Genomic DNA, 13061 nt, shown 5'->3' with positions numbered 1-13061 from the left:
CCATGACCATTCCATCCCTTCCCACCCCGCCCGAGCCGGGGGTCCGGAAGCCGCTGATGCGCAACGACCCCTTCAGCCAGCCGGGCTACACGGACAACTTCTACGACGCCGTCGGCGGCCATGAGACCTTCGTGAAGCTCATTGACGTCTTTTACGACGGCGTGGCCACCGATCCGCTGCTGCGGCCCATGTATCCGGAGGAGGATCTGGGTCCGGCCAAGCGGCGGTTCCTGATGTTTTTAGAGCAGTATTGGGGCGGCCCCACCACCTACGGCGAGGAGCGCGGCCATCCCCGGCTGCGGATGCGCCACATGCCGTTCCGGGTGACGCCCGAGGCGAAGGACCGCTGGCTGCACCACATGCGGACGGCCGTCGATTCCCTGGGCCTGCCGCCACTGCATGAGGGAACGCTGTGGGATTACATGGAGCGCGCCGCGCTCTCGATGGTGAACAGCCCGTCCGAGGCGCAGGGCTGATACCGGCGGCTGCTTCGCGCCGCCAGGTAGCGGCCGCCTAAAGCAGTCCGGCGCCGGTGCGTGCCAGCACGTGCCCGCGGCTGCCGCTGAGCCGGAACCAGCGCCCGGAACGGTAGAGCTTCTGTTCGTCCTCGCCCAGGAATCCCAGGGCAAGGGCGGCAAACGCCGCTCCGGCCGGCACCCCGTGCCGGCCCTCGAGCCCGCGTCCCCAGACGGCGGCCCGGGCGTTGTTCACGATCATGGCTCCGGGTTTGTCCGGAACGATCCCGGCCACCTCGGCGATGCCGGCTTCGGCGGCCTGCCGCAGTTCGGTGTCGGGCACGGAGTCCACGAGTTCCCAGCCGCCGCGCGGCGCACCCACGCCCGCCCATGATTCGGTGACGGTCGACGGCGGGACCGGAAGATCGGTGTCGTTCTCCCCCGCCCGGGCCAGCCGGTCCAGGACGGCAGCCAGCGGAACCGTGACGTCAACGGCGGACGGCTCAGCGAGGCCCATGGTACGCAGGCCGAGGATCGTGGGCGTGGACTCCCCCAGGATCCGGGGCCGGAGCACGCACACGTAGGCGGCCAGGACCGTGCCGGCCGCCTGCAGGCGGATGGCGCCGTCGTCGATGGCCTTCGCGCGGGTGACGAAGGTCTTCAGGTCGGCGAGGTCGCGGGGGTCGGCGAAGCGGAAAGACTGGGTAAGGAGATCAGACACGTTAAGAACACTACCGGCTTGGGCTCGGTTGAGCGGTGCCGGGGTGCCGTCTAGAGTCAAACCATGACTGAAGCGGACGCCGGATTGCAGGCCTTGCCCACGAACGACCCCACGAACTCCCTCCTCGAACTGCTTGACCTCGGCGAGCTGGAAGGCGCCCGCACCGACGAGGATATTTTCATGGGTCCGTCGCAGCGCCAGCCGCACCAGCGCGTCTTCGGCGGCCAGGTCCTGGCCCAGTCCCTGGTCGCGGGGATGCGCACTGTGGACGAGGACCGCACCGTCCATTCCATGCACGGCTACTTCCTCCGGCCTGGCGACGCGAACAAGCCCATCACCTTCGGGGTCCAGCGCCTGCGGGACGGCCGCTCGTTCTCGGCCCGGCGCGTGCATGCCTACCAGGACGGCACGCCGATTCTGTCGATGATTGCTTCGTTCCAGGCCGGCGATGAGGGTATTGAGCACCAGTCCGAGATGCCTGCCGGTATTCCGGATCCGGAGACGCTGCCCAGCACGGCTGACCTGCTGGGCAAGTTTGACCACCCCGTCGCCCGGCACTGGGCGTACGAACGGCCCTTCGACATCCGCCATGTGGATCCCGCACTGTATGTGGCGGCCACGGGGAAGAAGGAAGCGCGCAACGCCGTGTGGATGAAGACCTTCAGCCCCATGCCGGACAACGCCAACACACACCGCGCCGCGCTGGCCTACGCCAGCGACTACACGCTGCTGGAGTCGATTCTTCGCAAGCACGGGCTGAGCTGGATCACGCCGGGCATGAGCGTGGCGAGCCTCGACCATGCCATGTGGTGGCACCGTCCCGTGCGCGTTGACGAGTGGCTCCTGTACGTGCAGGAATCGCCCAGCGCCCAGGGAGCGCGGGGCCTGGCAACCGGCAAGATCTTCAACCGGGAGGGCCTACACGTGGCATCCGTGGCGCAGGAGGGCATGGTCCGGGTGCCGACGGACATCAAGAGCAAGGTGGCCGGCGCCGTGCAGACCAAGATCCTGCAGCACCAGATGCGCAAGGCCTGACGGACTCGCGGCAACACGAAAAGGCCGGCCCCGGGTTGATCTCGTCAACCCGGGGCCGGCCTTTTTCGTGCCCAGCGCCTAATTTCAGTGCTTGATGAGCCGCGGCTTGGTTAGTCGCGGGTCAGGCGGCGGTGCGTGACGCGGTGCGGCTTGGCGGCGTCGGGACCAAGTCGCTGTACCTTGTTTTCCTCGTAGGATTCGAAGTTGCCCTCAAACCAGTACCACTTCGACGGGTTCTCCTCGTCACCTTCATAGGCGAGGATGTGGGTGGCCACCCGGTCCAGGAACCAGCGGTCGTGGGAGACCACGACGGCGCAGCCCGGGAACTCCAGCAGCGCGTTTTCCAGGCTGCTGAGGGTTTCGACGTCGAGGTCGTTGGTCGGTTCGTCGAGCAGGAGCAGGTTTCCGCCCTGCTTGAGGGTCAGCGCCAGGTTCAGGCGGTTACGCTCACCGCCGGAGAGCACGCCTGCCTTCTTCTGCTGGTCCGGTCCCTTGAACCCGAACGCCGCAACGTACGCGCGGGACGGCATTTCGACGTTGCCCACCTGGATGAAGTCCAGGCCGTCGGAAACAACTTCCCACAGGGTCTTGTTGGGGTCGATGCCGCCGCGGCTCTGGTCGGCGTAGGAGATCTTGACCGAGTCGCCGATCTTCAGCTCCCCGCCGTCGAGGGGTTCAAGGCCCACGATGGTCTTGAACAGCGTGGACTTGCCCACACCGTTCGGGCCGATGACACCGACGATGCCGTTGCGGGGCAGGGAGAAGGACAGGCCGTCGATCAGGGTGCGGTCATCGAACCCCTTCTGCAGGTTCTTGGCTTCCAGCACCACTCCGCCGAGGCGCGGCCCCGGCGGGATCTGGATCTCTTCGAAGTCCAGCTTCCGGGTGCGGTCCGCCTCGGCCGCCATTTCCTCATAGCGTGCCAGACGTGCCTTGGACTTGGTCTGCCGGCCCTTGGCGTTGGAGCGGACCCATTCGAGTTCCTCGGAGAGCCGCTTGGCCTGCTTGGCGTCCTTTTTGCCCTGGACTTCCAGGCGGGCGCGCTTCTTCTCCAGGTAGGTGGAGTAGTTGCCCTCATACGGGTACAGGTGGCCGCGGTCCACCTCGGCAATCCATTCCGCGACGTGGTCCAGGAAGTACCGGTCGTGGGTGACGGCGAGAACGGCGCCCTCGTAGGAGGAGAGGTGCTGTTCCAGCCACAGCACGCTCTCGGCGTCCAGGTGGTTGGTGGGCTCGTCAAGCAGCAGGAGGTCCGGCTTCTGCAGGAGCAGCTTGCAGAGCGCCACGCGGCGGCGCTCACCGCCGGAGAGCAGGGTGACATCCGCGTCGGCCGGCGGGCAGCGGAGGGCGTCCATGGCCTGCTCGAGCTGGGAGTCCAGGTCCCAGGCGTCCGCGGAGTCGATGGCCTCCTGCAGGTGGCCCATCTCCTCAAGGAGCTTGTCGTAGTCAGCGTCCGGACTGGCCATTTCCTCGGAGATCTCGTTGAAGCGCTGGATCTTGCCGTAGATCTCGCCAACGCCTTCCTGGACGTTGCCCAGGACGGTCTTCTCCTCGTTCAGCGGCGGTTCCTGCAGCAGGATGCCCACGGTGTAGCCGGGGCTCAGCCGGGCTTCACCGTTTGACGGGGTGTCCAGGCCGGCCATGATTTTCAGGATGGTGGACTTACCGGCACCGTTGGGGCCAACGACGCCGATCTTGGCGCCCGGGAAGAACGACATGCTGACGTCGTCGAGAATAAGTTTTTCGCCAACAGCCTTTCGGGCCTTGGTCATTGTGTAGATAAATTCCGCCATGGTTCCAAATCTAGTGGGTTGGCGGTGATATCTCACATTCCGTGCTCAGCCGGCGGCTCCTACGAAACACTTGCCGTTCGACAGTGCCGGCAGCACTGTCACCGTCACCTTCCGGTCGCGGATCTGGCCGATCACGCATTCCTTGGCCTGGACAACCGCCGCTTCCATGGAATCCACCTCAAGTCCGGTGGGCGTGCGCCCTGCCGAGACCTCGAGGCTCCGCGCCGGAACGCCTGCCGCCGTGAGGGCTGAGGTGATGTCCGCCGTAGCCGGCTTGGAGTTGGCTGCGACTACGCTCCCCAGGACGTCAGCCACGGTCCGCTGCAGCGTGGCCGTGGCCCCGGCAGCGGCCTTGGTGGCTGCCGCAGGCGCCGACGGTTTCGCCGAGGCTGTTGCTGCCGCTGCCGCTTGAGTGGCTGCCTGTTCCCCGGCGGCCTGTGCTTCCGCCGTCTGGTTCACAGTCGCCTGATCTCCCGGTGCCGTGCAGGCGGCTAGCGACACGACAACAACCGCCCATGCGAGCCGGCCGGTAACCTTCTTGGCATTTCCCCGGGCACCAGTGGCATTGCCGCGGAGTGCTTTGTTCCGCTGGAACGTAGTCGCTCGTATCACGCTGCCATTCTGCCATGCGGCACCGCCAGGGGGTGCAGTGCCGCAGGCCACCTGCGTTCAGGCAGCGGCTCCCGTCAGTTCGCCCGTTTCGGGGTCGAGCTGCAACTCGTCGCCGGCGTCGTCGAGGAAGATGCCCGCCGCAGCCGGGTCTTCTTCGGCTTCGTCATCTTCCTCCCGGTCCTCGTCGGAGCCGTCCCCGGCCACGCCTGAGGATCCGGAGGCGCTGCGGTCGCCGTTCGCGGGGCCGAATCCGTCAGCGGCCTGCGGGTTTCCCGAATTGCGGATGAAGTTGGCGGTGCCCCATTTGAGATCGTGGCCCACCGCGTCCGCGTCGATCTCGGCGTCGTGGTAGGTGCGGCCGTCTTTCTCCCAGCTGCGCATCTTCAGCTTGCCCACGACGACGACTCGCTGGCCCTTCTTGATGCTGCACCCCATGTTCCCGGCCAGCTGCCGGTATCCCTGGACGGTGAACCAGTTGATGTTGCCGTCCACCCAGGCGTTGGCCGTGCGGTCGTACCGCCGTTCAGCGGAACCGAGGCGGAATGAGGCGGTGGGCACGCCCCCGGGAGTTGTGGAACTGCGGATCTCCGTGGCGACGAAGCCCCGGACCGTAATGTTGTCACTCATCTTGGTGTCCTGTCTCGAAGTGTCTTGCCCTAGCAGGCACTTCCAGCATCAACTGCCGACGCGACCGCCGGGAGGTACGCAATGCTGTATGTGGATAACCGAAACGTTCTGCCCGGTGCCGCCGACGGGCCCGCAGGCAATGTAGACTTTTTCAGGCACCCGGGAAGCCGGGAAACCAGTTGCCCCAGTAGCTCAGGGGATAGAGCAGCGGCCTTCTAATCCGCCGGTCGGGGGTTCGATTCCCTCCTGGGGCACGGCTAAAAGCGGTCCTGACTTGCGCAAACGCCAGTCAGGACCGCTTCTGGTTTTGGCGGCGGCTTCTTACGGTCCGGAACGCGTTCCCGCGTCCTTGCCCGGGCCCGACGTGGGAACGAAGTTCCAACTGAAGGACCCGTTGTCCCGGAGTGTCATTCGAAGGAACCCGTGGGTGTTGCTGAACCTCTTCACGATGTACGACGGACTGTTAGTGAAGGAGCGGAGGCCGATGCCTCCCGTGGATACCTGGAACGCTGTCATCCCGTCACTGACGCACTCGTCCTTGTTGTTCACTGGACATGAGCGTTCGTAGTTGTGTTGTGACCCCGACAGGGTCAGACGGACCCGGTGCTTATACATCACGTCGATCCACGGCTTGTGGTCGGCGGCCCGCTTATGTTCGCCGGTGTTCGACGTGAAGTACGGTTCGTGGTAGACAACTGCCAGGTATTTGCCCGCCGCCTTGGCAGCAGCCAGGTCGCCGTCCAGCCATGTCGTCGACGCCGCAGCCTTCGCGGGGTCGTACCGCCAGTGCGCGGACGACAGGAACGCGAAGTGCCAGTTCCCGAAGTCCTTCGAGTACGGGTCCCCGTTCCCGATGAACCCGCGCTGCCGGTTGATCGCAGCCTTCGCCGGGGCACCTTGGCACTGGCCATTCATGAAGTTGTCGAGGTCCTCGTTACGGCCCGGTTGCCAGTCGTGGTTGGGGGCGGATACCCAATACAACTTGGGCTTCGTGCCACCCCACAGCGGCGTCCAGTACTTCACGTAGTCAGCGCAGTCCGGGGTGTCGTACTGGAAGTCCCCGAGCCCCAGGAACGCGTCAATCTGGTTCTTCTGCACGAGCCGGGTGACCGCCGCACCGTTCCGGCCGGACGGGCTATTAGGCTCAACGTTTCTGACGCCGTTCATGTCACCGACAGCAGCGATCCGAACATCGGGGGCAGGGGTCCTGGGCTTGTTAGGGGACGGTATTGAACCCGGACTAAGAGTCGTCGTTGGTTGCGGCACCTCCCCAGGGGTGTTCCCACCGCCGATGGCGAGGGACGCAGCCCAAAGCCCAGTGACGGCCAAGAGGAAAGCGGTCGTTCCAGCGATAACACGATTGCGGCGCATCGGGGGTATTCCTCCCTTCGGGGCGGCCGTGTACTACTTCGGACAAGTACGCCCCGTATGTCTACTTCCGAGTGTAGAACACCCCGGGACACTCGTCGGCAGTTCATTGAACTGCGTGGTTCCATCGCCTGGGGCCGCAGATTGCAAGCATGCTTACTAATGCGGGACCATTGTGCCTATGATCGGACTGGGCGCCGGCGATGTGCACAGGCCGGTCACCTGGACCAACCGTCAAGGAAGGAACATCCGCATGCAGCAAAGCCAGCCGGGCGGAAACCCGGCCGATCCGGAAACGCCCCGGCCAGCGAGCCCGGCGGCAGGCCAGCCAGGCGCCGCCGAGCCCCTTGACCCGGCACCGACCGCAGCGGCGGCGGGTACCGGCGCCGCGGCCCGCCACCCTGGCACGGCCGCGATCCCGGGCTACGACGGAGCCGCGTCACCACGGCCCGGCCTGGCGGAGCCGGAACGGCAGGTGACGCGCGCCGGTATGATCTGGGCGGCGGTGGCCTCGGCGCTGGTGGTACTGGTGCTGCTGATCATCTTCATCCTGCAGAACCAGGAACTCGTCCAGGTGAAGTTCTTCGGCCTTGAAGGCGCGGTGTCCCTCGGGATGTCCCTCTTCATCGCGGCAGTAGGCGGAGGTGTCCTCGTGGCCATGGCGGGCGCAGCCCGGATCATCCAGCTGCGCGCTGCTGCCCACCGCCGCAGGGTGCAGGCCGGCCGGGGCCGGTAAGCCGCAAGCCGCGACCGGCGCGGTCAGTCCTCCAGGTACTCCTTGAGGTTGCCCAGCACCATGCCCCAAAGTTTCTCCGACTCCGCGGCTTCGTCATCACTCTTGTTGTTGCCCTGGGTGATGCTGACCCGGGTGCCCTCCGCCACGGGCTCCAGGCCGTATTCCACGGTGTGGTAGCTGTCCGGCTCATCGGGCAAGCCCGACAAGGGGCTGTAGTGGGTGATGCGCAGGAGTTCGTTGAGGCGGGCTTCCAGCACGGTCCCCTTGTCCTGGTAGGACTTGCCCTGCCACTCCCCCTCGAACGTCACAGGCGCACCTTCCCGCCAGGTCGATGTGACGTTCGTGCCGAGAAAGTATTCCTTGACGTCGGCCGGATCCGTCAGCGCCTTCCACACCCGCTCCGGCAGCGCTGCGACAACAACGCTCGCCTCGGCAACCCTGATTTGCTTGTCCACTGCTACCCCTCCTGGCGCCACCCTACCCGCGGACAGCCACCGAAGTAAGGGCAGGTTCAGGCAAAGGGTTGCACCAGTTCCGCGTAGCGGTCCTTCATCCTCGCCAGGACGTCGTCGCCGTCGGCGTCCCAGATCTCCTGGTTGAATATTTCCACTTCGATGTCGCCTGTGTACCCGGCGTCCCGGACCCAGGTGCCGATCGTGGCGAAGTCAATCACGCCGTCGCCCATCATGCCGCGGGAGAGCAGCGCGTCCGCTGCGATCGGCAGGTTGAAGTCACACACCTGGTATGAGGCGATCCGGTTCTCCCGGCCGGCACGCTCGATTTGGGCTTTCAGCTCCGGGTCCCACCAGACATGGAAGGTGTCGACGGCGACCCCCACCGACCGGGCGTCGTACGGCGCCGCAAGGTCCAACGCCTGCCCGAGTGTGGAGATGAGCGCGCGGTCGGCGGCGTACATCGGGTGCAGGGGTTCCAGCACCAGCCGGACGCCGTGTTCGACGGCGAACGGGACGAGGTCCTCGAGCCGGTCAGCCACGCGCCCGCGTGCAGCCACGACGTCCTTCTCCCCAGGCGCCAGGCCACCGACCACGAGGAACAGTTCCTGCGTATCGAGAGCAACGGCTTCCAGAACAGCTGCCCTGTTGTCTGCCAGCGCAGCCGCCTGCCCGTCGGCGTCCGGAGCGGTTAGGAACCCGCCGCGGCACAGCGAGGAAACCCGGAGCCCGGCATCCTTGATCAGTTTGGCGGCCTTGTCCAGCCCGGCCTCGGCGACAATGTCCCGCCAGGGCCCGATGGCAGGGATGCCTGCGCGGGCACAGCCGTCAACAGCCTCGGCGAGCGTCCACTTTTTGGTGGTGGCGCTGTTGAGGGAAAGCCGTGAAAAGGGGGACGGTGCTGAATTGAAGGTCATACTCCCACTCCGTTGATGCGAAGGAAATCGGACATCCGGAACGCTGCGAGGGCGGGGTCCTTGAGCAGCCCGGCTTCGTCGGCCAGTTCGAAGGTCCTCGCGAGGTGCACCACGGAACGGCCCGAGTGCAGGCCGCCGACCATCTGGAATCCGGGCTGCTTGCCGTTGAGCCAGGACAGGAAGGCGATTCCGGTCTTGTAGTAGAACGTGGGGGCACTGAAGATGTGCTTGCCCAGTTCGCGGGTGGAGTCCAGGATGGTACGCGCTTTGGCGGCATCTCCGGCGTCGTAGCTTTGCAGCGCCGCGGACGCAGCGGGATAGATTGCCGCAAAGATCCCCAGCAGGGCATCCGAGTGCAGGGTTCCGTCGCCGTCGATCAGCTCCGGGTAGTTGAAGTCGTCACCGGTGTAGAGGCGGACGCCCTCGGGAAGCGCCGCGCGCAGCGCGACTTCATGTGAGGCGTCCAGGAGTGAGACCTTGACGCCGTCCACCTTGCCCGCATTCTCGCGGATGAGGGAAAGGAACGTCTCGGTGGCCTGGTCAACGCTGTCTGAGCCCCAGTAGCCGGCCAGCGCGGGATCGAACATGGTGCCGAGCCAGTGCAGAATGACGGGCTGGTCGGCTTCCTGGAGCAGCGTGGAGTAGATCTTCAGGTAGTCCTCGGGACCGGACGCCACCTGGGCCAGGGCCCGGGAGGCCATGAGGATCACCTTGGGCCCGGCCTCGCTGACGACGGCGACCTGCCCGCGGTAGGCGCCCAGGACAGCCTGCAGCCCGGCCGCACCGGACGGCAGCGTGGCAAGGTCCAGCTGGTCGGTGCCGGCGCCGCAGGACACGAGGTCGCGGACCGTCATGCCCGCCGTGGCCGTGCTTCCGGCGGTGACTACGGACGCCGCCTCGGCGCCGGTTCGCTTGATCAGCTGCTGCGTGGCAGGCCAGTCCAGGCCCATGCCGCGCTGGGCGGTGTCCATCGCGTCGGCAACCCCGAGCCCGTAAGACCACAGCTCATGCCGGTAGGCGAGCGTGGCGTCCCAGTCGAGACGGGCCGGGGCGCCTGGAGTGTTGTCGGCGGTGACCTCGGGGATGACGTGGGCCGCGGCGTAGGCACGGCGGGATGTCAGCGGCGCCATCGGTCTGGCCCAGGTGGTGGCGGAGCGGAGGCGGTACTCCCGGGTCCCGCCGTCGGATGTGGGAAGGATCAGTGAAGTCATCAGAGCGTGATCTCCGGGATGTCGATGGTGCGGCGTTCATCGCTGGACTGCAGGCCGAGTTCGGCGAGCTGCACGCCGCGTGCGGCCGAGAGCAGCCCGAAGCGGTGCTCGCGGCCGGCGACGGCGTCCCGCAGGAACTCCTCCCACTGGAGCTTGAAGCCGTTGTCCAGTTCGGCGTTGGCGGGGACGTCCTGCCACTGGCTGCGGAAGGATTCTGTAACCGGGAGGTCGGGGTTCCAGACGGGCTTGGGGGTGTGGGCGCGCTGCTGCGCGACGCACTTGTTCAGGCCGGCGACGGCGGAACCGTGCGTGCCGTCCACCTGGAACTCGACCAGCTCGTCACGGTAGACCCGGACGGCCCACGAGGAGTTGATCTGGCCGATGACATTGTCCCCGCCCGGGGTTTGCAGCTCGAAGATGCCGTAGGAGGCGTCGTCAGCCGTCGCCTTGTATTCGTTGCCTGCCTCGTCCCAGCGGGTGGGGATGTGGGTGGCGGTCTTGGCGTTGACGCTCCTGACTTTGCCGATGATGCCTTCCAGGACGTAGTTCCAGTGGCAGAACATGTCGGTGGTCATTCCGCCGCCGTCTTCCTTGCGGTAGTTCCAGGACGGGCGCTGGGCGGCCTGGACGTCGCCTTCGAAGACCCAGTAGCCGAATTCGCCGCGGATGGACAGGATCCTGCCGAAGAACCCTTCGTCCACGAGGCGGCGGAGCTTGACCAGGCCGGGCAGGTAGAGCTTGTCGTGCACGACGCCGGCGGTGACCCCGGCTTCCTTGCCGATGCGGGCCAGCTCGATGGCCTCCTGAAGGGTTTCCGCCGTCGGCTTCTCAGTGAAGATGTGTTTGCCGGCCTGCATGGCCTTCTTCAGGGTTGCGGCCCGCAGGCTGGTCATGGAGGCGTCGAAGACGACGTCGACAGTGGGGTCGTTGATCACGCCGTCAAGGTCGGTGGTCCACTCCGAAATTTTATGCAGCTCGGCCAGTTCGCGGATTTTCGCTTCGTTGCGGCCAACGAGGATCGGCTCGACCTGGACCTTGGTGCCGTCCTCCAGGGTGAAGCCGCCGGCGTCACGGATCGGGAGGATGGAGCGCAGCAGGTGCTGGCGGTAGCCCATCCGGCCGGTGATGCCGTTCATGGCGATACGGATCGTCTTTGTTTCGAAGCCCATGAGTCCTCATTCAATCGTGATGGTTTGCAGAACGGGAAAGCGCATTCCCGCTGCTTCCATAGTGCACAACTGGCGGGCATCTGGCAAGCGCTTTCCGAACTTTCCTGTAACTGCGATAATGTGGCATCAGCCGAGTGTCCCGATGCTGGGCCCCGTCGAAGAGGAGTTTCGCCTGTGGCAGCAAGTACGCTGACCGAAGTAGCCCGCCTGGCCGGGGTCTCCCCTGCCACCGCCAGCCGTGTCCTGAATGGTTCCGCCAGGACCCCCGGACCAGATATTGCTGAGCGCGTCCGGAAAGCTGCGGACTCCCTCGGCTACATCCCCAACGCCCAGGCACAGGGCCTCGCCAAGTCGAGTTCCGGCCTCATCGGACTCATCGTGCACGACATCGCGGACCCCTACTTCTCAGCCATCGCCCGCGGTGTCCAAACCGCGGCCCGGCACCAGAACAAGATGGTGCTGCTGGCCACCACCGCGGGCAGCCCCGCCGACGAGCGCGCGGCCGTGGCTGCCTTTGCGGCGCGCCGGGCGGACTCGATAGTGATCGCCGGATCGCGGTCTGCTCGGACCACCGACCAGCAGGGCAACGCCGAACTGGCCGCCGAGCTTGACCGCTACTGCCGCAACGGTGGCCAAGTGGGCGTCGTGGGACACGCCGTAGTGGGCGCCGAAGCCGACGAGGGCTATCACGTGGTCGAGGTTCCCAACGAGGAGCTCGCCGCCGAACTCGCCCGGGAACTGGCCGCCTCACATGCCGGGCAGTTCGTGATCATCGCCGGCCCGGAGGGCCTCCTGACCTCCGACGACCGGGTGCGCGGCTTCCAGCGCGGCCTGGCGGATGCCGGGCTTTCGCCGGCAGACGTCCTGCACACCGGATTCGACCGCACCGGCGGTTACGAGGCGGGCGTGGAGCTCGCCGCACGCATCGGGACGCCCAACGGAAGCGGCGGGGCCGGTACTGAAGCCGCCGCACCGCCACGGCTCTGTATCTTCGCCGTCAACGACGTCATGGCGATCGGGGCCACCGCCGCGCTGCGCTCCAAGGGGCTGCGCGTCCCCCGTGACGCCGCCATCGCCGGCTTTGACGATATCGAAACCCTGCGCGACTTCCGGCCGGCCCTCTCCACCGTCCACCTGCCCCTGGAGGAGATCGGGAGGCTGGCAGTTCCCGCCGGTTCCGGCCACGCGGCGGCCGGCGCCGTGGGGGTTACGGGCGAGGTGACGTTGCGCCGGAGCACCGAACCGGGCGGCGAAGCCGCTTCCTAGTCCCGGCAGCAAGTCAGGTTCGGCAACAGCCACAGTCCTGCAGCAGGACAGTGCCGGCGGCAACGGAAGGCGGCCATGACAGACCACTCACGGGAGACAGCAGGCGGCATCACCACCGCGGCCGCCGAGTGGCCCGCCGTCGAGGAACTTTTCGGCATCCGCGGCGAACCGTCACGCTGCTGGTGCCGGTTCTTTGCCCTGCCGGGAGCCAGCTATGCTGCCACGCCGCCTGCTGACCGGAAGGCACAGCTGAAAGACAAGTTCGACGGCGGCGGGCCGGCGCCGGGGGTCCTGGCCTACCGCGGCGGCTCCGCAGTCGGCTGGTGCGCCGTGGAGCCGCGGGGGTGCTACCCGCGGATTCTCCGTTCCCAGGTGTTCAAGGCGGCCGGTCCCCCGGCCGCCGACGAAGACGACGACGGAAGCGTGTGGTCGGTGAGCTGTTTCGTCGTCGCTCCCGGACACCGCCGCAGCGGCGTGGCAGCGGCCCTGCTGGCTGCGGCCGTCGGCCACGCAGCCGCCCACGGGGCCGCCGTCGTCGAAGGGTATCCGGTGGATCCACGGGAACGGCCAAAGGCCGGTCCCCCCGATCTCTACCAGGGCACGCTGGGGCTGTTCCTGGCCGCCGGATTTGTGGTGGTCAGTGACGCAGTTCCCGGGCGTGCAGTGGTGCGGCTGCGGGTCGGATGATAGGACCGCCCG

General features: G+C 66.7%; 14 protein-coding genes and 1 tRNA gene. 6 read left to right on the top strand and 9 right to left on the bottom strand.

Annotation, left to right across the window (positions count from 1 at the left end; all coding sequences use genetic code 11):
- Window positions 1–2: 2 nt before the first annotated feature.
- Window positions 3–476 (top strand): globin, encoded by a 474-nt coding sequence (locus tag CXZ05_RS08920; RefSeq protein WP_102972257.1) that lies wholly within the window; start codon window positions 3–5, stop codon window positions 474–476.
- A gap of 37 nt (window positions 477–513) precedes the next feature.
- Here the strand turns inward: CXZ05_RS08920 and CXZ05_RS08915 are convergent, their stop codons facing one another.
- Complete coding sequence (locus CXZ05_RS08915) at window positions 514–1176, bottom strand: hypothetical protein (RefSeq protein ID WP_102972256.1); 663 nt, start codon at window positions 1174–1176, stop codon at window positions 514–516.
- Window positions 1177–1239: 63 nt separating this feature from the next.
- On the opposite strand from CXZ05_RS08915, the gene CXZ05_RS08910 reads away from it, so the two are divergent.
- Window positions 1240–2211, top strand: a complete 972-nt coding sequence (locus tag CXZ05_RS08910) for an acyl-CoA thioesterase II (RefSeq protein WP_102972255.1) — start codon at window positions 1240–1242, stop codon at window positions 2209–2211.
- A gap of 110 nt (window positions 2212–2321) precedes the next feature.
- Here the strand turns inward: CXZ05_RS08910 and ettA are convergent, their stop codons facing one another.
- Genes ettA through CXZ05_RS08895 form a run of 3 tightly spaced genes read right to left on the bottom strand, consistent with a single transcriptional unit; the run spans window position 2322 to window position 5243 of the window.
- On the bottom strand, window positions 2322–4004 hold the full coding sequence (gene ettA, locus CXZ05_RS08905) for an energy-dependent translational throttle protein EttA (RefSeq protein WP_102972254.1): 1683 nt from the start codon (window positions 4002–4004) through the stop codon (window positions 2322–2324).
- Between the two features lie 45 nt (window positions 4005–4049).
- Window positions 4050–4616 (bottom strand): hypothetical protein, encoded by a 567-nt coding sequence (locus tag CXZ05_RS23385; protein WP_258006511.1) that lies wholly within the window; start codon window positions 4614–4616, stop codon window positions 4050–4052.
- Between the two features lie 57 nt (window positions 4617–4673).
- Window positions 4674–5243 (bottom strand): single-stranded DNA-binding protein, encoded by a 570-nt coding sequence (locus tag CXZ05_RS08895; RefSeq protein ID WP_102972253.1) that lies wholly within the window; start codon window positions 5241–5243, stop codon window positions 4674–4676.
- Between the two features lie 181 nt (window positions 5244–5424).
- Between CXZ05_RS08895 and CXZ05_RS08890 the strand changes: the two genes are divergently transcribed.
- Window positions 5425–5497 (top strand) — tRNA-Arg (locus CXZ05_RS08890).
- 67 nt (window positions 5498–5564) lie between these two features.
- On the opposite strand, the gene CXZ05_RS08885 is transcribed toward CXZ05_RS08890, so the two are convergent.
- Window positions 5565–6410, bottom strand: coding sequence for a hypothetical protein (locus tag CXZ05_RS08885; RefSeq protein WP_258006510.1), 846 nt, complete (start codon window positions 6408–6410; stop codon window positions 5565–5567).
- A gap of 454 nt (window positions 6411–6864) precedes the next feature.
- Between CXZ05_RS08885 and CXZ05_RS08880 the strand changes: the two genes are divergently transcribed.
- Complete coding sequence (locus tag CXZ05_RS08880; protein ID WP_102972409.1) at window positions 6865–7347, top strand: lipopolysaccharide assembly LapA domain-containing protein; 483 nt, start codon at window positions 6865–6867, stop codon at window positions 7345–7347.
- Window positions 7348–7370: 23 nt separating this feature from the next.
- On the opposite strand, the gene CXZ05_RS08875 is transcribed toward CXZ05_RS08880, so the two are convergent.
- Genes CXZ05_RS08875 through CXZ05_RS08860 form a run of 4 tightly spaced genes read right to left on the bottom strand, consistent with a single transcriptional unit; the run spans window position 7371 to window position 11096 of the window.
- Window positions 7371–7802 carry an SRPBCC domain-containing protein gene (locus tag CXZ05_RS08875; RefSeq protein WP_102972251.1) on the bottom strand — a complete coding sequence of 144 codons (432 nt, stop codon included), beginning with the start codon at window positions 7800–7802 and terminating at the stop codon, window positions 7371–7373.
- A 56-nt stretch (window positions 7803–7858) separates the two neighbouring features.
- Entirely contained in the window at window positions 7859–8716 is an 858-nt protein-coding gene (locus CXZ05_RS08870) for a sugar phosphate isomerase/epimerase (RefSeq protein ID WP_102972250.1), read from the bottom strand.
- Window positions 8713–9927 (bottom strand): dihydrodipicolinate synthase family protein, encoded by a 1215-nt coding sequence (locus tag CXZ05_RS08865; protein ID WP_102972249.1) that lies wholly within the window; start codon window positions 9925–9927, stop codon window positions 8713–8715. The genes CXZ05_RS08870 and CXZ05_RS08865 overlap by 4 nt, the downstream gene beginning before the upstream one ends.
- Window positions 9927–11096, bottom strand: coding sequence for a Gfo/Idh/MocA family protein (locus tag CXZ05_RS08860; protein ID WP_102972248.1), 1170 nt, complete (start codon window positions 11094–11096; stop codon window positions 9927–9929). The genes CXZ05_RS08865 and CXZ05_RS08860 overlap by 1 nt, the downstream gene beginning before the upstream one ends.
- A gap of 174 nt (window positions 11097–11270) precedes the next feature.
- Here CXZ05_RS08860 and CXZ05_RS08855 point away from each other — a divergent pair, with 174 nt between their 5' ends.
- Both CXZ05_RS08855 and CXZ05_RS08850 read left to right on the top strand, forming a co-directional pair.
- Entirely contained in the window at window positions 11271–12362 is a 1092-nt protein-coding gene (locus tag CXZ05_RS08855; RefSeq protein ID WP_102972247.1) for a LacI family DNA-binding transcriptional regulator, read from the top strand.
- A gap of 75 nt (window positions 12363–12437) precedes the next feature.
- Complete coding sequence (locus CXZ05_RS08850; protein ID WP_102972246.1) at window positions 12438–13049, top strand: GNAT family N-acetyltransferase; 612 nt, start codon at window positions 12438–12440, stop codon at window positions 13047–13049.
- Window positions 13050–13061: the final 12 nt, after the last annotated feature.

This window comes from Arthrobacter sp. AFG20 (genome assembly GCF_002892795.1).
In the GTDB taxonomy this organism is placed as follows: domain Bacteria; phylum Actinomycetota; class Actinomycetes; order Actinomycetales; family Micrococcaceae; genus Arthrobacter.
Note: the sequence above shows the minus strand (reverse complement) of the source record. Positions and strands in the feature narration are given on the sequence as shown.

Bases quoted from the DNA above. Each gene is read 5' to 3' on its own strand.
- CXZ05_RS08895 (WP_102972253.1), bottom strand. From the start codon at position 5,243: ATGAGTGACAACATTACGGTCCGGGGCTTCGTCGCCACGGAGATCCGC.
- ettA (WP_102972254.1), bottom strand. From the start codon at position 4,004: ATGGCGGAATTTATCTACACAATGACCAAGGCCCGAAAGGCTGTTGGC.
- CXZ05_RS08870 (WP_102972250.1), bottom strand. From the start codon at position 8,716: ATGACCTTCAATTCAGCACCGTCCCCCTTTTCACGGCTTTCCCTCAAC.
- CXZ05_RS08880 (WP_102972409.1), top strand. From the start codon at position 6,865: ATGCAGCAAAGCCAGCCGGGCGGAAACCCGGCCGATCCGGAAACGCCC.
- CXZ05_RS08865 (WP_102972249.1), bottom strand. From the start codon at position 9,927: ATGACTTCACTGATCCTTCCCACATCCGACGGCGGGACCCGGGAGTAC.
- CXZ05_RS08920 (WP_102972257.1), top strand. From the start codon at position 3: ATGACCATTCCATCCCTTCCCACCCCGCCCGAGCCGGGGGTCCGGAAG.
- CXZ05_RS08860 (WP_102972248.1), bottom strand. From the start codon at position 11,096: ATGGGCTTCGAAACAAAGACGATCCGTATCGCCATGAACGGCATCACC.
- CXZ05_RS08910 (WP_102972255.1), top strand. From the start codon at position 1,240: ATGACTGAAGCGGACGCCGGATTGCAGGCCTTGCCCACGAACGACCCC.
- CXZ05_RS08885 (WP_258006510.1), bottom strand. From the start codon at position 6,410: ATGAACGGCGTCAGAAACGTTGAGCCTAATAGCCCGTCCGGCCGGAAC.
- CXZ05_RS08850 (WP_102972246.1), top strand. From the start codon at position 12,438: ATGACAGACCACTCACGGGAGACAGCAGGCGGCATCACCACCGCGGCC.